Source organism: Zobellella maritima, assembly GCF_003075035.1.
GTDB lineage: Bacteria > Pseudomonadota > Gammaproteobacteria > Enterobacterales > Aeromonadaceae > Oceanimonas > Oceanimonas maritima.
This window is the reverse complement of sequence record NZ_QCZE01000001.1, coordinates 1,604,445-1,623,699: the sequence shown is the minus strand read 5'-3', so window position 1 is coordinate 1,623,699 and position 19,255 is coordinate 1,604,445. Positions and strand designations below refer to the sequence as shown.

The 19,255-nt window shown below is 56.9% G+C and carries 16 protein-coding genes; 12 read left to right on the top strand and 4 right to left on the bottom strand.

The annotated features are described in order from the left end of the window. Window positions 1–47 precede the first annotated feature (47 nt). Window positions 48–515, top strand: coding sequence for an NlpC/P60 family protein (locus DCS96_RS07465; RefSeq protein ID WP_116474564.1), 468 nt, complete (start codon window positions 48–50; stop codon window positions 513–515). Window positions 516–600: 85 nt separating this feature from the next. Here DCS96_RS07465 and DCS96_RS07460 read toward each other — a convergent pair whose 3' ends face one another. Together DCS96_RS07460 and DCS96_RS07455 are read right to left on the bottom strand one after the other, a co-directional pair. Then, window positions 601–2,460: a DUF3413 domain-containing protein gene (locus tag DCS96_RS07460; protein WP_116473672.1), complete on the bottom strand. Its 1,860-nt coding sequence runs from the start codon at window positions 2,458–2,460 to the stop codon at window positions 601–603. A 31-nt stretch (window positions 2,461–2,491) separates the two neighbouring features. After that, entirely contained in the window at window positions 2,492–2,719 is a 228-nt protein-coding gene (locus DCS96_RS07455) for a YejL family protein (protein WP_116473671.1), read from the bottom strand. A gap of 81 nt (window positions 2,720–2,800) precedes the next feature. Between DCS96_RS07455 and yejK the strand changes: the two genes are divergently transcribed. From yejK to DCS96_RS07425, 6 genes are all read left to right on the top strand, one after another. Continuing rightward, on the top strand, window positions 2,801–3,796 hold the full coding sequence (gene yejK / locus DCS96_RS07450) for a nucleoid-associated protein YejK (protein WP_116473670.1): 996 nt from the start codon (window positions 2,801–2,803) through the stop codon (window positions 3,794–3,796). An 878-nt stretch (window positions 3,797–4,674) separates the two neighbouring features. After that, the gene (locus DCS96_RS07445; protein WP_116473669.1) at window positions 4,675–6,273 is read left to right on the top strand and encodes an isocitrate lyase; all 1,599 of its coding nucleotides are present in this window, start codon (window positions 4,675–4,677) and stop codon (window positions 6,271–6,273) included. Between the two features lie 505 nt (window positions 6,274–6,778). Continuing rightward, window positions 6,779–7,963 carry a thiamine pyrophosphate-dependent dehydrogenase E1 component subunit alpha gene (locus DCS96_RS07440; RefSeq protein WP_116473668.1) on the top strand — a complete coding sequence of 395 codons (1,185 nt, stop codon included), beginning with the start codon at window positions 6,779–6,781 and terminating at the stop codon, window positions 7,961–7,963. Beyond that, entirely contained in the window at window positions 7,963–8,940 is a 978-nt protein-coding gene (locus DCS96_RS07435; protein ID WP_116473667.1) for an alpha-ketoacid dehydrogenase subunit beta, read from the top strand. Before DCS96_RS07440 ends, DCS96_RS07435 begins: the two co-directional genes overlap by 1 nt. Before the next feature lie 9 nt (window positions 8,941–8,949). Then, window positions 8,950–10,191, top strand: coding sequence for a 2-oxo acid dehydrogenase subunit E2 (locus DCS96_RS07430; RefSeq protein WP_116473666.1), 1,242 nt, complete (start codon window positions 8,950–8,952; stop codon window positions 10,189–10,191). Between the two features lie 16 nt (window positions 10,192–10,207). Next, window positions 10,208–12,073 carry a protein kinase domain-containing protein gene (locus DCS96_RS07425; RefSeq protein ID WP_116473665.1) on the top strand — a complete coding sequence of 622 codons (1,866 nt, stop codon included), beginning with the start codon at window positions 10,208–10,210 and terminating at the stop codon, window positions 12,071–12,073. On the opposite strand, the gene DCS96_RS07420 is transcribed toward DCS96_RS07425, so the two are convergent. Next, entirely contained in the window at window positions 12,022–12,606 is a 585-nt protein-coding gene (locus tag DCS96_RS07420; protein WP_116473664.1) for an acyl carrier protein phosphodiesterase, read from the bottom strand. The two genes, DCS96_RS07425 and DCS96_RS07420, sit on opposite strands and share 52 nt — an antisense overlap. After that, window positions 12,603–13,115, bottom strand: coding sequence for a CBS domain-containing protein (locus DCS96_RS07415; protein ID WP_116473663.1), 513 nt, complete (start codon window positions 13,113–13,115; stop codon window positions 12,603–12,605). Before DCS96_RS07415 ends, DCS96_RS07420 begins: the two co-directional genes overlap by 4 nt. A gap of 136 nt (window positions 13,116–13,251) precedes the next feature. Here DCS96_RS07415 and queA point away from each other — a divergent pair, with 136 nt between their 5' ends. The 5 genes from queA to secF all read left to right on the top strand — a co-directional run bounded on the left by queA (window position 13,252) and on the right by secF (window position 19,161). After that, complete coding sequence (gene queA / locus DCS96_RS07410; RefSeq protein ID WP_116473662.1) at window positions 13,252–14,301, top strand: tRNA preQ1(34) S-adenosylmethionine ribosyltransferase-isomerase QueA; 1,050 nt, start codon at window positions 13,252–13,254, stop codon at window positions 14,299–14,301. 390 nt (window positions 14,302–14,691) lie between these two features. Beyond that, window positions 14,692–15,843 (top strand): tRNA guanosine(34) transglycosylase Tgt, encoded by a 1,152-nt coding sequence (gene tgt / locus DCS96_RS07405; RefSeq protein WP_116473661.1) that lies wholly within the window; start codon window positions 14,692–14,694, stop codon window positions 15,841–15,843. A gap of 159 nt (window positions 15,844–16,002) precedes the next feature. Next, complete coding sequence (yajC, locus tag DCS96_RS07400) at window positions 16,003–16,329, top strand: preprotein translocase subunit YajC (protein WP_116473660.1); 327 nt, start codon at window positions 16,003–16,005, stop codon at window positions 16,327–16,329. Window positions 16,330–16,350: 21 nt separating this feature from the next. Beyond that, window positions 16,351–18,204 (top strand): protein translocase subunit SecD, encoded by a 1,854-nt coding sequence (gene secD / locus DCS96_RS07395; RefSeq protein ID WP_116473659.1) that lies wholly within the window; start codon window positions 16,351–16,353, stop codon window positions 18,202–18,204. Window positions 18,205–18,216: 12 nt separating this feature from the next. After that, entirely contained in the window at window positions 18,217–19,161 is a 945-nt protein-coding gene (gene secF / locus DCS96_RS07390; RefSeq protein WP_116473658.1) for a protein translocase subunit SecF, read from the top strand. The last annotated feature ends 94 nt before the right edge of the window (window positions 19,162–19,255 follow it).

The following is a 19,255-nucleotide window of genomic DNA, read 5'->3' as shown; positions in this document are numbered from 1 at the left end:
TGGCCGGATGCAGTGGCGTGCCTCCGACCGAGCCGGGAAAGCAGGCCATGACTAAAAAGCCACGTTCTGCCGTGACTTATAGCATCAGTACCGGGCCAAGCAAAAGCCTGTTCAATAAAAAGTTGGCCGGTAGCGGCGGCAGTACACCGGAGCTGCAACGGGTGTATCAACGCTGGCGAGGTGTGCCCTATCGATTCGGTGGTGTCGATGCCAATGGCATAGACTGCTCCGCCTTTACCCAGACAGTGTACCAGGAAGTCTATGGCATGGACCTGCCCAGATCGACCTATCAGCAGGTCAGCCTGGGTCGGCAGGTGGGTAAAAACGAGTTGCAGCCGGGAGACCTGGTGTTCTTCCGTACCGGTAAAGGCATGCAGCATAATGGTGTCTATCTGGGGGACGGCAAGTTTGCCCACGCCTCTTCCAGCAAGGGTGTCACCATTTCCCGGCTGGACAACGTGTATTGGCGAAATCGCTATTGGCAGGCCCGCCGGCTGCTCGATGAAGGTATCTGAGCGCCTTTAATTCCAATAAAAAAGAGAAGCAACCCGGTGCTTCTCTTTTTTTTCCCGTCTTTCTGAGTCGCGTCTTGAAGAATCGTCAGTGCTGGCGTTGAAAACGGTTGAGTTCATTCATCACCTGCAGCAGCAGCGACAGTTCCGGATTGGCGTCCGGTTTGGGTCTATAGTCGGGCAGACTAAGCAGCTGAAAATCGCCCTGCTGATTGAACAGGGTGACTTGTTCCTGCTGATAAATCACATATTCCTCGTCATCTGCCGCCAGGCGCCAGCGATTGGCCTCTACCTCGAATAGCGACTGGCCATTGGCATAGACCCGAAACGGGCTCTCTACTCCCAGGGCTTCCTTCATCAGGGTCGGGATCAGGTCCAGCTGGCTGGTATTATGCTCGAAGCTCTCCAGCCTGCGTCCCGGCCAGCTCAGGATCAGCGGCACATGTAATTGATAGGGCGAATAACCGGTGCCGTAACCCCAGGTGTTGTTGCGGTTTTCATTGAACTCCATGCCATGGCTGGCGGTGACCACCACCAGGGTATTGTGCTCCATACCTTGTTCACGGAGGGTCTCAAAGAGCTGGCCAAGCAGCTGATCCGTATAGAAGGCCGCATTGCGGTAGCGGTTGAACAGGGCTTGCCGCTGCCTGTCCTGATAGGCCTGGGCCGGGTTCAGTCGCTCCAGGGAGGGTTGGAAGGGACCCGTTACTCCCTCCGGGATATCCAGCGCGTTGAGGGCATCCAGATACAGGTAAGAAAACCAGGGGCGCTGACCGTCCTGATCTTTCAGCCATGCTATCAGTGCTGCCTGTGCCTGTCTGTCCCCCTTTGCGCCGCCGGCTGCGGGAGCGAAAGGCTGGTTGCGCAGGGTTGAGAAAATGGCGCTTTCATAGAGGGGCTTGTTCAGTCCATTGCTGACAAACAGGCCCATCAGATAATCCTGACGCTGGAGTTCGTCAATAAATACCGGCGACATGGCCTCGGCTTCTATCTCTGCCCGGTAGTGGGCCGGCAGGCTGTAAAACAGGCTGAACAGGCCCGCTTCGGGGTGGTTGGCGGCGCTCAGATGATTGGTAAAGCGTAAATGACGGTCCGCATATCGGTTCAGGTTGGGCATGACGATGTCGTCCAGCATATCGAAGCGCAGGCCGTCGGCCACCACCAGCAATATGTTGGGTGGTCGGCTCGGGGCCTGGACCGCCAACTGGCGCAGGGGATAAATCACCCTGAATCTGCCCTCGCTGTCCAGTTGGTTGCTGGTTTTTTGGTAGTCATCTGGATCCAGCCAGCCCCGTTTTATCAGGAATCCCTTCGCCGTCATCGGATAGGACAGTGGAAAATTGGCTTTCTGCGCGGTAATGGGGCTATAAAGGGTCGCATCAGCCCAGATATGTACCGTATGGGTAAGGAAAAAACACACCACCAGGGGCAGGGCGATGGGCATGGCCATGGAGCGCCGTCGCCGTTGGCTCCAGCGCCATAACCAATTGGCCAGCCACAGTTCCAGCAGGAACAGCAATGGCAGCCAGATAAACAGCCAGCCCCAGCCGGATGCCTGTTCGGACTGGGCCGGATCCAGCAGCAGGCGCCAGACAGTGGGATTGAGGTGGAACTTGAACAGGCTGAAGACCTGAGTGTCGATCAACAGCAGGGTCAGCGCCCCGGTGGCAATGGTGGCGCCGAGAAACTGAATTGCCCTGAGCCTGGGCAGCAGGAAGGTAAGCGGGAACAGCGTCAGCAGATAGGTAAAAAAACTCAAAAAGGCAAAGTGCCCAACCCAGCTCACCAGCAGATAGGCAACGCCCAGAGGGGTGTCGGGCCAGCCGGATGCGAGCAGGTAGCGGCTGGCCACCATGATGGCCAGCAGGATATTGAAAGACACAAACCAATGACCCCAACCGATCAGGCGGGAGACATTATCACGATAAAGGTTGCCGGTTTCGACCATGGCTCAGCCGTCTGTCGTTGAAAAAGGGAGCTTAATGAGCCCCTTTTTGGGTGTCGATGGAGGCGCTCAGCACCCGGGTGAACTTGTCGGCGATGGCCTTGCGCTGCCCCGGTGATACCTGGTGATTGAGGATATGGGTCACCAGGTTGCCCAACACCATCAAGCGCAGGTCTGCCGGAGCCTGATGTTTGTCCAGTACGGCCTCGAGTTCGGCAAGCAGTTGGTCATATTGTTGGTCGTATTTTGAAATGATAGGCATGGGCGTTCAATCATGTAACTTGGTGACGAGACGGCTATAATACCCCACCCCTTCTGGCAACTCTATGGCAATCTCTCTGTTATGAGCCTGGTAATTGAACATATCATAGTCCACTCCCTGTTCGTTGATGAGCAGGGCCGGGTCCAGCTGGCCACCCGGGAGCAGGAGCTGAGCGCGAATCCGGCGGTCAATCAACTGATGGCCGAACTGCATCATATCTACAATACCAAGGCCGGCAAGGTGTTCGGCTACTTCAATGAAGAGGAGGCCGGTTTTCGCGATCTGGTGCGGCGCATGCAGGATCAGAGCCTGACCTTTGCCGGCTTTTCCCACCTGGCCGCCGACCGCCTGCTGGCCGAGCTGAACCGGCTGGAGATGAGCGAGCAAGGGGTCTTGCTGTTTGTCCGATACCAGTGGCTGGGCGCTGAGTATTTGCTTATTGCCCTGCTCGATAACAAGGACAGCGTGACCGTCACCGAAAAGCTGGAGGTAAGTCAGGCCAGTTACCTGGATTTGGGCAAGATGCAGCTGGCGGCACGGCTGGATCTGACCGAGTTGCAGACCCGGCCGGAGTCACGCCGTTATTTCTCTTTTATCAAGGGCAGGGCCGGACGCAAGGTGTCGGACTTCTTCCTCAATTTTCTGTCCTGTGTCGAGGGAATGGATCCCAAGGCCCAGAGTCAGGGGTTGCTGAAGGCGGTGGACGAATATTGTGATGCCCGCCAGCTCAGTGGTGAGGAGAAACTGGCAAGCAAGGCTCAGGTGCATAAATATTGTCGAGAGCAGTTGAATCAGGGCGAAGAGCTGGAGCTGCGTGAACTGTCGGCCGAGTTGGGCACGGATGACGACCTGGATTTTTACCAGTTTGTCAGCGAAGAGTATCAGCTGGAAGATAAGTTTCCGGTGGAACGCTCTGCGCTCAAGGGGCTGACCAAGTATGTGGGGTCGGGCGGCGGACTGACCATTAGTTTCGAGCAAAAGCTGCTGGGAGAACGGATCCAGTACGATGCGGCGACCGATACCCTCACCATCAAGGGCGTCCCGCCCAATCTCAAGTCGCAGCTGGTAGGGAAGTAGGTAGCGAAATTTTTCACTCGAATGCAAAGGCGGCCGTATGGCCGCCTTTGCATTATCTCAAGCAGGCATACTTGATGACAGGGACTCGGCGTACTCTGCCTGGTACTTGGCGACGATATCCTTGGAAGCCTGCATGCCTTTATTCCTGTTGGTCGGACCCACTTTGCCGCTGTTCTTGTGGAACGCCTGGGGGTTAACCATGAGCGGCATTTCATCAGTGTTGCGGCCCGAGGGCTGTTCGTTAATAAGTGGTGACGCTCAACGTCGTTATAGTCGAGTCAGGTAAGCACAGCGGCAAGCACCGCCGGCTTCAACCATGATAAAAAAACAACAAGCCGGCTTTCCCGCAGGCTTGAGTCCCCACCAATATTTACTGCGTACATTTTTATATTGCTGATCCCCGCTGTTCCGCATGGGGTTAACCAAGGCGGTTGATACGGGCTTTCGAGATATAGCGCCGGCTGGAGTCGCGTGGAATATAAACATTGGAGTAAGGTCGGGACAATTAATTGCATGTGTAATTTAATTACGTAATATTTTTTCTTTTTATCCGTCTTGGTCCAGTTGTGAATTATTAAAAGAGCCAGTTACAAGCCCTGTTTTAACGGCTTTATCAAAATTACATTTTAATTGAGACTAAAGTATTAAATCCCCGGAATTGTGTGATTTGTGTTGGGTTTTATGTAAATTGGCTATTGATCTTATGGTTTTTTTTGCGCAATTTAATAGGCGTTCCCCGGCGACATTGGTACAGGAAGATAAGCAGTCACAGAAAAAATAAATTGTGGTTGCAAAATTAAAAATGAAAATCCTGACCCAGGTGCCAAATGGTTATCACACGGAAACGAGCATATTTAACTAACGAAAGGACTGAGACCATGTCATACGCAAGCGACATTAATGCACTCAAATCACTGATTAATGACAACCCGACCTGGGGCGCGATCAAGCCGGAGCACGCCGCTCGCATGCGTGCCCAGAACAAATTCAAGACCGGGCTTGATATCGCCAGGTATACCGCGAAAATCATGCGTGAAGACATGGCGAATTACGACAAGGACAGCTCCCAGTACACCCAGTCGTTGGGCTGTTGGCACGGCTTTATCGGTCAGCAGAAGCTAATCTCCATCAAGAAGCACTTCGGCAGCACCAAGCGTCGCTACCTGTATCTGTCCGGCTGGATGGTGGCGGCCCTGCGCTCCGAATTCGGTCCGCTGCCGGATCAATCCATGCACGAGAAAACGGCGGTTTCCGGCCTGATTGAAGAGTTGTACACCTTCCTGCGGCAGGCCGACTCATGGGAGCTCAACCATCTGTTCCGTGCCCTGGAAGATGCCCAGCAGGCAGGCGACAGCGCCAAGGCCAGGGAGATCGAAGCCCAGATCGACAACCATGAAACCCATATAGTGCCGATTATCGCGGATATCGACGCCGGTTTTGGTAATGCCGAGGCGACCTACCTGCTGGCCAAGCAGATGATCGAAGCCGGGGCCTGCTGTATCCAGATTGAGAACCAGGTGTCCGACGAGAAGCAGTGTGGCCACCAGGATGGCAAGGTCACAGTGCCGCACGCCGATTTTATTGCCAAAATCAACGCGGTGCGTCTGGCATTCCTGGAGTTGGGCGTGGATGATGGCGTGATCGTGGCCCGTACCGACTCACTCGGTGCCGGACTGACCAAGCAAATCGCGGTCACCAATGAGCCGGGCGACCTGGGCGATCAGTACAACAGCTTTATCGACGGCGATGTGATCGAAAGTGCAGCCGATATCAATAACGGTGACGTGGTTATCAAACAGAACGGCAAGCTGGTCAAGCCCAAGCGTCTGGCGTCCGGGCTGTTCCAGTTCAAGGAAGGCACCGGTGAAGACCGGGTGGTGATGGACTGTATCGCCAGCCTGCAAAACGGCGCCGACCTGCTGTGGATTGAAACCGAAAAGCCGCATGTGGGCCAGATCGCCGGCATGGTCAACCGTATCCGTGAAGTGGTGCCCAATGCCAAACTGGTATACAACAACAGCCCATCCTTCAACTGGACCCTGAACTTCCGTCAGCAGGTGTTTGATGCTTGGGCTGCAGAGGGCAAGGATGTTTCGGCCTATGATCGTGCCAAATTGATGAGCGCAGATTACGACAACACCGAGCTGGCCAGGCTGGCCGACCAGTGGACGGCCAACTTCCAGCGCGACGCAGCGCGTGAAGCCGGTATCTTCCACCACCTGATCACCCTGCCGACCTATCATACCGCCGCGCTGTCTACCGACAACCTGGCCAAGGGCTACTTCGGTGAAGAGGGCATGCTGGCCTATGTTGCAGGGGTTCAGCGCAAGGAGATCCGTCAGGGTATCGCCACCGTCAAGCACCAGGACATGGCCGGTTCCAATATCGGTGATGATCATAAAGAGTTCTTTGCGGGCGAAGCTGCCCTGAAGGCGGGCGGTAAAGACAACACCATGGGTCAGTTCGAGAACATCTGATCACCCGTACTAAAGCAATCCAAGAACAACAAATAAAAACTAGGTCCATCTCGTTTCTAGGCAGCCCCCGGGCTGCCTTTTTTTGCTTTACGCAAGGGCGAACAGTCTGCCTGTTTGGTTGACCAAGAAGCGGGTGAGTTGAAACAAATGACTGGTTTATATTTATAATCTGGATTATATGACTAAAAAATAACTGTTGGTTGAAATTATATCAGAGCCCATGGCTTGAAAAGTCTCGATTGTGAATATAGTGTTAAATGGCTAATGCGATCGCCGCTATATTTTGAGACGGAGACCAGCAACCCGATAGGCTGATTCTCCGTGCCGCGGCCTGATCTTAGTAGCACAATTAGCAACAGTTGTGTAATTAGCAATGATTTGTCCGTGTTTGCTTGGCCCTTCCGGGCCAAACAGAATAGGGCTGATGACAGTAGCCGCTATACTTTTGGTCGTCAGATGAGTTTCATGCCTGTTGCCTGCGACAGGTAACATAAAGAGAACGCCTATGGCCAACCCCAATAACGCCACCATTACCACTGTGCACAAGGCAAAGTTCACCGGTGCGAATGCGCTCACCATTCCGAGCCTGAAGATCCTCAAAGACGATGGTTCACTCTATGCCGACGCCACTATGCCGGAGCTGGACCGGGAAACGGCGCTGCGCATGTACGACAGCATGGTGTTTATCCGTGCCTTGGATGAACGCATGCTGGCGGCCCAGCGCCAGGGCCGGATCAGCTTTTACATGCAGTGTCTGGGTGAAGAAGCCACCACAGTCGGCAGTGCCGCCGCGCTCGACGATAAAGACATGATCATGGCCCAGTATCGGGAACAGGGCGCCTTGCGTTATCGGGGTTTTACCCTGGAGCAGTTTATGAACCAACTGTTTACCAACGAGCAGGATCTGGGCAAGGGGCGGCAAATGCCGGTGCATTACGGTTCTCGGGATATTTATTTTATGACCATTTCCTCGCCGCTAGCGACCCAGATCCCCCAGGCCAGCGGTTATGCCTATGCCCAGAAGCTGCGTGGACTGGATAACACCACCCTTTGTTATTTTGGTGAGGGGGCGGCGTCCGAGGGCGATTTTCATGCGGGACTGAATATGGCGGCGGTGCTGCAGGCACCGGTGATTTTTTTCTGCCGTAACAATGGCTATGCCATATCCACACCCGCCAACGAACAGTTTATCGGAGATGGTATCGCCAGCCGTGCCGTTGGTTACGGTATCCAGGCGATACGGGTGGACGGCTCGGATATTCTGGCTGTCTATCAGGCCACCCGGCTGGCCCGCAAGCTGGCCCTGGAGCAACAGGAACCGGTGTTGGTCGAGGCCATTGCCTATCGCCTGGGGGCCCATTCATCATCGGACGATCCCAGCGGCTACCGTTCGAAAGAAGAAGAGGACCGCTGGCGTAAAAATGATCCCATAGCCCGCTACCGCCTGTGGTTGCTTAAACAGGGATGGCTCGATGACGACGCTGACAAGGCCAAGACGGAAGCCTTGCGCCAAGAGATACTGGATGCCCTGAAGATCGCCGAAAAAATTGCCAAACCCGAGCTCGAGCAGTTGGTTACCGATGTGTATGCAGAGCCGACCGAGCACCTCAACAGCCAGCTAAAAAAACTGGAAGATCATGTCCGCCGGTATCCAGACGCCTATCCGGTGACCGGGGGGAGGGTGAAATAATGGCACAGATGAATATGTTGCAGGCCATCAACAATGCGCTCGACCTGGCCATGGAGCAGGACGACAGCGTGGTCTGTTTTGGGGAGGATGTGGGGCACTTCGGCGGCGTGTTTCGCGCCACCAGCAGGTTACAGGACAAATACGGCAAGGGGCGCTGCTTTAATACGCCGCTGACCGAGCAGGGCATCGCCGGCTTCGCCAACGGCATGGCGGCCCAGGGCATGAAGCCGGTAGCGGAAATCCAGTTTGCCGATTATATCTTCCCGGCCTTCGATCAGATCGTCAATGAAACGGCCAAGTTTCGCTATCGCTCCGGCAACCAGTTCAATGTGGCCGGCCTGGTATTCCGTACCCCCTATGGCGGCGGTATTGCTGGCGGCCATTATCACAGCCAGTCTCCCGAAGCCTATTTTGCCCATACGCCGGGATTGACGCTGGTGGTGCCGCGCGATCCCTATCAGGCCAAGGGCCTGTTGCTCGCCGCCATCCAGTGTCCGGATCCCGTGCTGTTCTTTGAGCCCAAGCGGTTATACCGTGCCTCGGTCGGGGAGGTGCCGGAAGACTACTACGAACTGCCGATAGGCCAGGCCGAGGTCATTCAGTCAGGCGCGGATGTGACTCTGCTGGCATGGGGCGCGCAGATGGAAACCATTCAAAAAGCCGCCGAGCTGGCGGAAAAAGACGGCATATCCTGCGAGATTATCGACTTGCGCAGCATCCTGCCCTGGGACAGCAAGACAGTGGCCGAGTCGGTGCTGAAAACCGGTCGACTGGTGATCAATCACGAGGCTCCCCTGACCGGTGGTTTTGCGGCCGAGATAGCCGCCACCATCCAGGAATTGTGTTTCCTTTATCTGGAAAGTCCCATCGAGCGGGTCTGTGGCCTGGATACGCCCTACCCCCTGGCGCTGGAAAAAGAGTATATGGCGGATCATCTGAAAACCTATGAAGCGATAAAACGCTCAGTGAACTTCTAAGGGGCCGGTATGAAAAAGGATTTCTATCTGCCAGATATTGGCGAAGGTATTGTCGAATGTGAGCTGGTGGAATGGTTGGTGCAGGAGGGAGATCATATTCATGAGGATCAGGCAGTCTGTGATGTTATGACTGACAAGGCCTTGGTGCAGATCCCGGCGGTACATGCGGGTGTGGTCAGCAAACTCTATGTGCCCAAGGGAGAGCTGGCCCGGGTGCATGCCCCCCTGTTTGAAATGGAACTTGAAATGGCGTCTGGGGAAGGGCTGCCGTCAGCCGCCCAGGCCGAAGTCCGGATCGAGAATGCCGCCGTATCCGCCGAGCTGGCGTCCGGTCAGGCCGACCAGGCCCGCTCGAAAAAGGTGGTTGCCAGCCCGGCGGTACGTCGCCTGGCACGGGAAATGAGCGTCGATTTAACGCAGGTTACCGGCTCGGGGGACAAGGGGCGGGTATACAAGGAGGATATTCACGCCTTTGTCGATGGCACGGCCGCCACCCCCTCGGAGGCCGGCGCGGCGGCTCCCGAGAGCAAGGTGTCGCTTGCGCAAGGGGGGCGGGTCGAGCCGCTCAAGGGGATCAAGGCCGCGATGGCCAGGCAGATGGCCGAGTCGGCGGCCACCATTCCCCATTTTACCTATTGTGATGAAATTGCGCTGAACGAACTGGTCGCCCTCCGGGAGCGGCTCAAGTCGCATTCGGCCCTGCAGGATATCAAGCTGACGATGCTGCCTTTTTTTATCAAGGCGTTGTCGCTGGCCCTGAAAGACTTTCCGATCCTCAATAGCCGGGTGAACGACGCCTGCAGCGAGCTGACCTATCTGCCGGAGCACAACATCGGGGTAGCGGTGGATGCCGACGCCGGCTTGCTGGTGCCCAATATTAAGCAGTGCGAGCACAAGTCCATCCTGGACATCGCCCGGGAGCTGGCGCGGTTGACGGCGTCTGCCCGCGAGGGGCGAGTCAGCCCGACGGATCTCCGGGACGGTACCATCACTTTGTCCAATGTCGGTGCCATCGGCGGCACAGTGGCGACGCCCATCATCAACAAGCCGGAGGTCGCCATCGTGGCCCTGGGCAGGATGCGGACGCTACCCCGCTTCAATGAGCAGGGTGAGGTGGTCGCCAGTCGGCTGATGCAAGTAAGCTGGTCCGGTGATCACAGGGTCATCGACGGTGCTACCATGGCCCGTTTCAGCAATCTCTGGAAGCAGTACCTGGAGCAGCCCGAGCTGATGCTGGCGACCTTGGTGTAACCGGACATCTGCGGTGATGTATAAACACAGCCTGCATAATTTCTATATCCCTGAAGAGCAGTCCATCTACCTGCTCAATGCCAACGATGCCAAAAAGCTGAAAGACTGGATAGCCCTCTGTATTTCCCAGCTGGAGAAACTGGGCTATCAGCAGATTGAACTGGTCGGCAAGGGCGCCTATGGCTTCGCTTTTGCCGGTACCGGCAAAGGCGGTGAGCAATACGCCTTTAAATTTTCCCGGATCAATCTGCCCCAGCATATCCAGGACCGCCTGGCGGACGAGGCCTATATGCTGTCTCAGGTCCAGCATCCCAGCGTGCCTCGCTATATCACCTATCAGCTGCTGAAAAAGCAGGGGATCCTGATGATGGGCAGGGCCAGGGGGGAGGATCTGGAGCATTACGGTCTGAAGCTGGGGCGGTTGCCGGCCCGGTTGTTGCTCGATATCGCGGCGCAATTGGCCGATATCCTCAAGATGTTGCGGGAGCACCGGCAGGCTGGGCTGCCGGCGCCCATTGTGCATGGTGACATCAAGCCCTCCAATATCGTTTTCGATCCCGAATCCAACCGTATCAGCCTGGTGGACTGGGGCTCTTCGGTCTTTGCCCAGACCGATATCCACGGCCAATATATTGCCAACAATGTGATGCAACTGATGTCGTCGGATCTGCAGACCTCCAATGCCCGGCTGGGCGATGTGTATTTTATTGGCCCCGAGCAGCGAGCCGGACAATTATCCAGCCCCCGTTTCGATGAGCAGGGGGTCGCCAGCACCCTTTATGCGCTGGCTTCGGGGCAGTCCTGCCGTTTTGGCAGCCGGGCCATTCCGGCCAGCAGCCTGGGGCTGCCCAGAGAGTTCGCGACCTTGCTGGATGGGCTGCTGGCGGAGGATCCCCGGCGGCGACGGCAGGCCGGGGATTATTTTATCGCCCATATGTCCAGGTTGAAGCGGCTGGTCTTGCCCGAGTTGCCGCTGTTTGCGGATGAGCCCCTGTTGCCGGTGTGGGTCAGTCCGGAAAAACACGAGATGGACACAGTGGTCTATTCGTCCCGCAAGTCCTTCTTGCGGGAGCACAGTGAAGAGGAAGACATTCATTTTGTGGATGACGCCCAACTGGAGCGCTACTACAAGAATTACCTCGAAGGCATGGGTGAGACGGAGAAAGCCTTTGTTGCGGCGGTCAGCCGCCTGGGGCGTTATCCGGCGGTCGGCGGGCTGGCGATCCATTGGCAGGAAAACGGCGTCTATATCGACTCCAACCTGAACCTGTACGACGAGACATTGAGCCGCTCCTTTGCCATTGCCGTCAACAACGTGGTGTTCCTGGCACAGGCGATCAATAAGGTGGGCATCTTCAAGGCCTGTCTGTTCAATGCCCGTAATACCCTGCACCTCAGCCGGAGTGCGTCCGATGAGCCATTCAGGGTCCCTGAGGGCACCCATATTCCCTATCGTCTGGCACCGGTGTTAAGCAATGAAGACGCCAGCAGGCAGCATTCCTATTTCGAGGATGGCCGGGATCCGGACGAACAGCTGGTTTTGCCCTATGCCATCATGGACAGCATTGCCAAACTGAACCAGATCCGTCACACCGGCTGCATCATTTTCGAAGTCACCGGCCTGTATATGAAGCTGCATACCTATTATCGCCTGCTGGATGTCGAGGCAGAAGCCGAGTTTTCGCGGTTGCTGCAGACGATTGTAGAAAAGATCCCCCTGATCACCGGTGAAGGGGTGGGGGGCTTTATGAAGCTGCCCTATAAAGATACCCGTTATTTTGGTCATCAACCGGTACGGGATGCGTTTTATTATCCGGCCAACCCGTATCGTTACCGGGCGGACGCCGTCTGTTCAAGCACAAAGGATATCAGCTCGGGATAAAACGCCAGGAAAGCCTGTTCCATGGTCGAGTACTGTTCGATCAGCAGCGGGCCGCATCGAGGAAGAGGGGTAGGGCGGCGGAAGCGGCTGTCCATCCGCTCCAGGGCCAGGGTGATACCGGGCAGGGTGGCGTACTGCTGCAGCAGCCGATACTGTTTGATTCGCGCCACCAGGGTGACAAGTGGATCCGGCCAGTGCCGATTCGGTTGCAGTTTGCTGTGGCTGTAGTCGATAAAGTCCTGCAGGGGCCAGGCATGGTACTGCCGCCAGTAACGGGACAGGAAGTGGTCGAACATCATGTCCATGATGATGCTGCCAAAGCGGCGGAATGGACTGGGCAGGGCCCGGACCGCGCCCAGGTGTTGGGGATGCCGGTCGGTAAAGCTGTCAATTTTCCGGTGCAGCCGGATGCCGGTTTGCAGCTCGGTCGGCAGCGTCGGGTCTATTGCTCCCCGGGCGTATTCCCCCAGCAGGGCGCCGGGCAGGCTGGTATGGCTGATATGGGCCAGGTGCAGGTGGGCCAGATAATTCACTCCGGGGACCCGCTATCCGTATCTTCCCGTGATTGATTCAGCTCTGTCTCCATATCGTCGATGTCCGTATCTATCTCTGCTTCTCCGGCCAGTTGGTTATCCAGCACTTCCAACAGGTTGATGGCGACGGCGACAAAATCGCTGTCGGTGACTATGCCCACCAGCTTGCCCTTGTCGACCACCGGCAGGCAACCGTATTTATGCTTCTGCAGATACAGGGCGGCTTCGCGTATTCCGGCCCGGGGGCTGATGGTGGTCACCGCGCGGGTCATGATATCGGCCAGGGTATGGCTATTTAAAAAATCACCATTGGTGCCGCTTTCCAGGCTGGATTCCTGGGCGGCCAGGATATCCCGCTGGCTGACCAGGCCAAGCAACCGTTGCTGTTCAACCACCGGCAGGTGGCGGATATGCCGGCGTTGCATCAGGGTCCGGGCCTGTTCCAGCGTCGCCGCCGGCTCTAGCCCGATGACCTGGCGAGACATGATTTCGGATACGATGGCGGCCATGTTTTTCTCCACTTTTATTATCAAGATAGTTCACCCTGCCGGATGGGGAGCGTAACAAGACCAATCCGGACGCCAATTCCCTTGATCCCGTCGGGTATGCTCACTAGACTAGCGCCCGTTGTCCAGTGAGGTTGATATGCAGGTACGTGATTTTTCCTTTGAGCTCCCCGATGAATTGATTGCCCGTCATCCCATGGCGGAGCGCACCGCCAGCCGTCTGCTGCAGTTGGACGGCCCAAGTGGCGCCATCACACACCGCCACTTCAGCCAGATACTGGACCTGATCCATCCCGGCGATCTGCTGGTATTCAACAATACCCGGGTGATCCCGGCCCGGTTGTTCGGCCGCAAGGCCAGTGGCGGTAAGCTGGAAGTGCTGGTTGAGCGGATGCTGGATGACAAGCGGATACTGGCACATGTACGCGCCTCCAAGTCCCCCAAGCCAGGTACCCGGCTTATTCTGGAGCCGGATGTGCAGGCCGTCATGCTGGCCCGCCACGACAGCCTGTTTGAAATCGAGTTTGATGATCCACGGCCTGTGTTGGAGATCCTGGAGGCGATTGGCCATATGCCGTTGCCCCCCTATATCGACAGGCCCGATGACGAGGCGGACAAGGAGCGATACCAGACCGTCTACAATGCAAAGCCCGGTGCCGTGGCGGCCCCCACCGCCGGCCTGCATTTCGATCAGCCGCTGCTGGCGGCCTTGCAGGCCAAGGGGGTCGAACTGGCCTTTATTACCCTGCATGTGGGCGCCGGCACCTTCCAGCCGGTGCGGGTCGATAATGTGCTCGAGCACCAAATGCACGCCGAATATATCGAGGTACCGCCCGAGGTGGTAACGCAGATTGAAGCGACCCGCGCCCGGGGTGGCCGGGTGGTGGCAGTCGGCACCACCTCGGTGCGCTCGCTGGAAAGCGCGGCCCAGGCCACGCTCACCAAGGGCCAGCCGCTGGCGCCTTTTTACGGTGATACCGATATCTTTATCTATCCCGGTTATCGCTTTCAGCTGGTGGACGCCATGGTCACCAATTTTCATCTGCCCGAGTCGACGCTGATCATGCTGGTCAGCGCCTTCGCCGGACATGGCCACATCATGGAGGCCTACCGTCAGGCGGTGGCCGAGCGTTACCGTTTCTTCAGCTACGGTGACGCCATGTTTATTACCCGGCAACCACAGCCATAGGCGTCAAGCCTGACACCCGGTCACAGGTCCCGGTTGCCAGACTTGTGTAATTAAAGAGGCAACAGCGTTGCCTTCTCCGACACGCTGCAAGTACATCCATGTAGGCTCGCACATGCCATCCATGGCATGTGACGGTCGGTTAAGGCAATCCCTGTTGCCTCTTCATGGTATCGGAGTGGGCTGCTGGCGGCAGCAGACGGTGCCGGGGCTTAGAGGAGGACAAAGGGATCCGCTCCACTGACCGTTGGTGCCATGGATGGCGCCGCCGAGCCCCCAGGAAAGGGTTTACGGCGTGTCGGTGGAGTGGACCCTTTGGCCGATTTTCAGCGTGGTTGAAGCGCTGTTGTTTTCAAGAAGGCTGGACTGTTTCTCCGGCCAGTGAGGTAAATAATGAAGTTTGAACTGGACACCACCGACGGTCGCGCCCGTCGCGGACGTATGATTTTCGAGCGGGGCGTGGTGGAAACCCCGGCTTTTATGCCGGTGGGCACCTATGGCACCGTCAAGGGCATGACGCCGGAAGAAGTGGCCGGCACCGGCGCACAGATCCTGCTGGGTAATACCTTCCACCTGTGGATTCGTCCGGGCCAGGAAATCATGAAGCTGCATGGCGATCTTCACGATTTCATGAACTGGCAGGGGCCCATTCTCACCGACTCCGGCGGCTTCCAGGTATTCAGCCTGGGGGATATCCGCAAGATCACCGAGGAAGGGGTGCACTTCCGCAACCCGGTCAACGGCGACAAGATATTCCTGACTCCGGAAACCTCGATGGAGATCCAGTACGATCTGGGCTCCGATATCGTGATGATCATGGACGAGTGCACGCCCTATCCCGCAACCTGGGAGGAAGCCAAGAAGTCGATGGAAATGTCGCTGCGCTGGGCCAAACGCTCTCGGGATCATTTCGACAAGCAGGAAAACAAGAACGCCCTGTTCGGCATCATTCAGGGTGGCGTCTATGAGGATTTGCGCGACCAGTCGTTGGAAGGGCTGCTTAATATCGGCTTCGACGGCTATGCGGTCGGCGGCCTGGCGGTGGGTGAACCCAAGCACGAGATGCACAAGGTGCTGGAGCATACCTGTCCGAAAATTCCCGTCGACAAGCCCCGTTATTTGATGGGAGTAGGCAAGCCGGAAGATCTGGTGGAAGGGGTACGCAGGGGCATCGACATGTTCGACTGTGTGATGCCGACCCGCAATGCCCGTAACGGCCACCTGTTTACCACCGAAGGGGTGGTGAAAATCCGTAATGCCAAGCACAAGACAGATACCGGACCCCTGGATGCGGATTGCGACTGCTATACCTGCAAGAACTATTCCCGCTCATATTTGCACCACCTGGACAAGTGCAACGAGATCCTGGGTGCGCGTTTAAACACCATTCACAATCTCAGATTCTATCAAAGGGTTATGGAAGGTTTACGCGGAGCCATAGAGCAGGGTAAATTAGATGACTTTGTAGCCGAGTTCTATGGCCGGCAGGGCAGGTCCGTGCCGCCATTGGGTCAGCAATCAGTTGAAAACGGCGAAGAGTCGTAGCGACGAGAGCAGGAAACAGTTAAGCCGAACGTCGGTAGCAGGGATGCTGCCGTTGAGCCGAGATGGAGGTAGTCATGGCGTGTTGGCGTACTGTGCCTGCCATCGCCGGTGCACCGTGCCGAATAACCGCTTTTAACCATAAACGAGGAAGTAAAACGAATGGATATTATCTCCAAAGCCCATGCCCAAGGTGGCGCCGCCGGTGGCGGTATGGAAATGATCATCATGCTGGTGGTATTCGGCCTGATCTTTTATTTCATGATCTTCCGTCCCCAGTCCAAGCGGGTCAAGGAGCACAAGAACCTGATGTCTTCCCTGAGCAAGGGTGACGAGGTGCTGACCAACGGCGGTCTGGTGGGCAAGATTGCCAAGATCTCTGCCGAGAACGACTATGTGGTACTGAGCCTGAGCGAACAAACCCAGGTGACCATCAAGAAGGACTTTATCTCTGCCGTCCTGCCCAAGGGCTCCATCCAGTCCCTCTAATTCCTTACCAAGGAGCACAGCGTGTTAAATCGCTATCCGCTGTGGAAATACTTGATGGTGATCCTGGTGATCACCATCAGTTTTCTTTATGCAGCACCCAATCTATTTGGCGAAGATCCCGCGCTACAGATCTCCGGCACCCGGGGAACCGAGGTTGCGCCAAGTACCCTGACCCAGGCCCAACAAACCCTTGCCGACGCCGGCATCAGCATCAAGAGTGCCGCCCTGGCCGACAGCCAGCTGCTAATCCGATTCAACAATACCGATGACCAGCTCAAGGGAAAAGATCTGGTTTCCCAGGCACTGGGTGACCGTTATGTCACCGCCCTTAACCTGGCACCCGCGACCCCCGCCTGGCTGTCCGCCATCGGCGGCAGCCCGTTGAAGCTGGGCCTGGATTTGCGCGGCGGCGTGCACTTCCTGATGGAAGTGGATATGCATGCGGCCCTGAGCCGGGTGCAGGAGCAGATGGTACAGGATTTTCGCACCGATCTACGTGAACAGCGGCTGCGCTACTCCGGTGTGCTGAATCAGGATGACGGTGTGCTGGTGGTATTTCGTGATGCGACTGTCCGTGACCAGGCCCTGAGTCATTTGCGCAAGCGCTATCCCGAGCTGCTGTTCAGCGAGCGGGACAGGGGTGAAAGCGCCGGCCTGTACGCCACCATGAGCGAGCAACAGCTGAAGGAAACCAAAGAGTATGCCCTGCAGCAAAATATCACCATTATCCGCAACCGGGTGAATGAGCTGGGAGTGGCCGAGCCGCTGGTACAACGTCAGGGTGCCGAACGCATAGTGGTGCAGTTGCCGGGCATCCAGGACACGGCCCGGGCCAAGGAAATTCTGGGCGCGACCGCGACTCTGGAGTTTCGCCTGGTCGATGAGCGTGCCGATGTTGCCGCCGCGACCGCCGGTCGGGTACCCCCCAACAGCGAGCTGTTCAGTGATCGGGACGGACGTCCGGTGGTGCTGCAAAAGCGTATCATCCTGACCGGTGAGCATATTGTGGATGCCAGCTCGGGCATGGATGAATTCAGCCGTCCCCAGGTCAATATCAACCTGGATGCAGCCGGTGGCAGCCGGATGGCGGATTTCACCAAGGATAACGTGGGTCGGGCCATGGCCACCGTATTCACCGAATACAAGCCGACCGATGAACTGGGCCGTGATGGCAAGCGCCTGTTCCGCAAGGATCAGGAGGTCATCAATGTGGCGACGATCCAGTCCCGCCTGGGGCGCAGCTTCCGTATTACCGGCATCGACTCCATGTCCGAGGCCCAGAATCTCGCCTTGCTGCTGCGTGCCGGTGCCTTGATCGCACCCATCCAGATAGTGGAAGAGCGGACCATAGGCCCCAGCCTGGGTCAGCAAAACGTCGAGAACGGCCTGCAGGCCATGATCTACGGTATGCTGGCGGTGGTGGTGTTTATGGCCATCTATTATCGCAAATTCGGGTTGGTGGCCAACCTGGCCCTGCTGGCCAATGTGATTATCATCATTGGGGTGATGTCGATGGTGCCGGGGGCGACCATGACCTTGCCGGGAATCGCCGGTATCGTGCTGACCATCGGCATGGCGGTGGATGCCAACGTGCTGATCTTTGAGCGCATCCGCGAGGAATTGCGGGGCGGGCGAGGGGTACAGCAGGCCATTCATACGGGTTACGAGCGGGCCCTTGGCACCATTGCCGATGCCAATATCACCACGCTTATCACCGCGATCATCCTGTTTGCCATCGGTACCGGTCCGATCAAGGGCTTTGCCGTGACCCTGATTATCGGCATCCTGGCCTCGATGTTTACCGCATTGGTCGGCACCCGGGCGCTGGTTAACCTGATCTGGGGCGGTAAGCGTCTCAGCAAATTGTCGATATGAGGAAACTGATCGATGTTTGAAATCCTCAAGACCAAAGAGCCTATCGCCTTTATGCGCTATGCCAGGCCAGCCAGTGCCCTGTCGCTGCTGCTGATCGCCTTGTCCTTTACCAGCCTGTTCATCAAGGGATTGAACTGGGGCCTGGACTTTACCGGCGGTACTGTGGTGGAGGTGGCCTTTGAACAGCCGGTGCAACTGGATGCGGTACGTGACGGCCTGGTCGGCGCTGGCTTGCCGGGGGCGACGGTACAGCACTTCGGTACCAGCCGGGAGCTGTTGATCCGCCTGGCGCCCCAGGCCGATGCCAATGTACAGCAACAGGGAGAAGCGGTGCTGGCCGCCATGGCGGACATATCAAGCTCGGCCGAAATGAAGCGGCTGGAGTTTGTCGGTCCTTCCATCGGTGCCGAGCTGGCCGAACAGGGGGGACTGGCCATCCTGGTGGCGCTGCTCTGTATCCTGCTGTACGTCGGCATGCGTTTCGAGTGGCGTCTGGCCTCCGGTGCCGTGTTATCCCTGGCCCATGATGTGATCATTACCCTGGGGGTGTTTTCCTGGCTGCAGCTGGAGGTGGATCTGACCATAGTGGCGGCCCTGCTGACGGTGGTGGGTTACTCACTCAACGACACCATAGTGGTGTTTGACCGGGTCAGGGAAAATTTCCGCCGGCTGCGCAGTGACTCTACCGCCGACGTGTTTAACGAGGCGATTACCGAGACCCTGAGCCGGACTCTGATCACCTCGGTGACGACACTGGTGGTGGTGGTGGCTTTGTTCCTCAAGGGGGGAGCACTGATCCATGGTTTTGCTACCGCCTTGTTGCTGGGGATCGGATTCGGTACCTATTCGTCTATCTATATCGCCAGTGTCTGGGCCATGTTCCTCGGCGTAAAACGGGAACATATGCTGCCGCCGCAGGTAGAGAAGGAGGGAGCGGACCAGGATCCGTTGCCATAACCATTTTTCAAAGGGGCCTTGTGTGCCCCTTTTTATTACCCTGTGTATTTGCAGCATGACAAATGTCATCAGGCTGCATAACATGTGTTGACAA

Excerpts from the sequence above, each read along its gene's own strand:
- yejK (WP_116473670.1), top strand. The coding sequence starts at position 2,801 with ATGAGCCTGGTAATTGAACATATCATAGTCCACTCCCTGTTCGTTGAT.
- DCS96_RS07425 (WP_116473665.1), top strand. The coding sequence starts at position 10,208 with ATGTATAAACACAGCCTGCATAATTTCTATATCCCTGAAGAGCAGTCC.
- DCS96_RS07415 (WP_116473663.1), bottom strand. The coding sequence starts at position 13,115 with ATGGCCGCCATCGTATCCGAAATCATGTCTCGCCAGGTCATCGGGCTA.
- DCS96_RS07465 (WP_116474564.1), top strand. The coding sequence starts at position 48 with ATGACTAAAAAGCCACGTTCTGCCGTGACTTATAGCATCAGTACCGGG.
- secF (WP_116473658.1), top strand. The coding sequence starts at position 18,217 with ATGTTTGAAATCCTCAAGACCAAAGAGCCTATCGCCTTTATGCGCTAT.
- DCS96_RS07435 (WP_116473667.1), top strand. The coding sequence starts at position 7,963 with ATGGCACAGATGAATATGTTGCAGGCCATCAACAATGCGCTCGACCTG.
- DCS96_RS07455 (WP_116473671.1), bottom strand. The coding sequence starts at position 2,719 with ATGCCTATCATTTCAAAATACGACCAACAATATGACCAACTGCTTGCC.
- yajC (WP_116473660.1), top strand. The coding sequence starts at position 16,003 with ATGGATATTATCTCCAAAGCCCATGCCCAAGGTGGCGCCGCCGGTGGC.
- DCS96_RS07460 (WP_116473672.1), bottom strand. The coding sequence starts at position 2,460 with ATGGTCGAAACCGGCAACCTTTATCGTGATAATGTCTCCCGCCTGATC.
- DCS96_RS07430 (WP_116473666.1), top strand. The coding sequence starts at position 8,950 with ATGAAAAAGGATTTCTATCTGCCAGATATTGGCGAAGGTATTGTCGAA.
- tgt (WP_116473661.1), top strand. The coding sequence starts at position 14,692 with ATGAAGTTTGAACTGGACACCACCGACGGTCGCGCCCGTCGCGGACGT.
- DCS96_RS07440 (WP_116473668.1), top strand. The coding sequence starts at position 6,779 with ATGGCCAACCCCAATAACGCCACCATTACCACTGTGCACAAGGCAAAG.
- queA (WP_116473662.1), top strand. The coding sequence starts at position 13,252 with ATGCAGGTACGTGATTTTTCCTTTGAGCTCCCCGATGAATTGATTGCC.
- DCS96_RS07445 (WP_116473669.1), top strand. The coding sequence starts at position 4,675 with ATGTCATACGCAAGCGACATTAATGCACTCAAATCACTGATTAATGAC.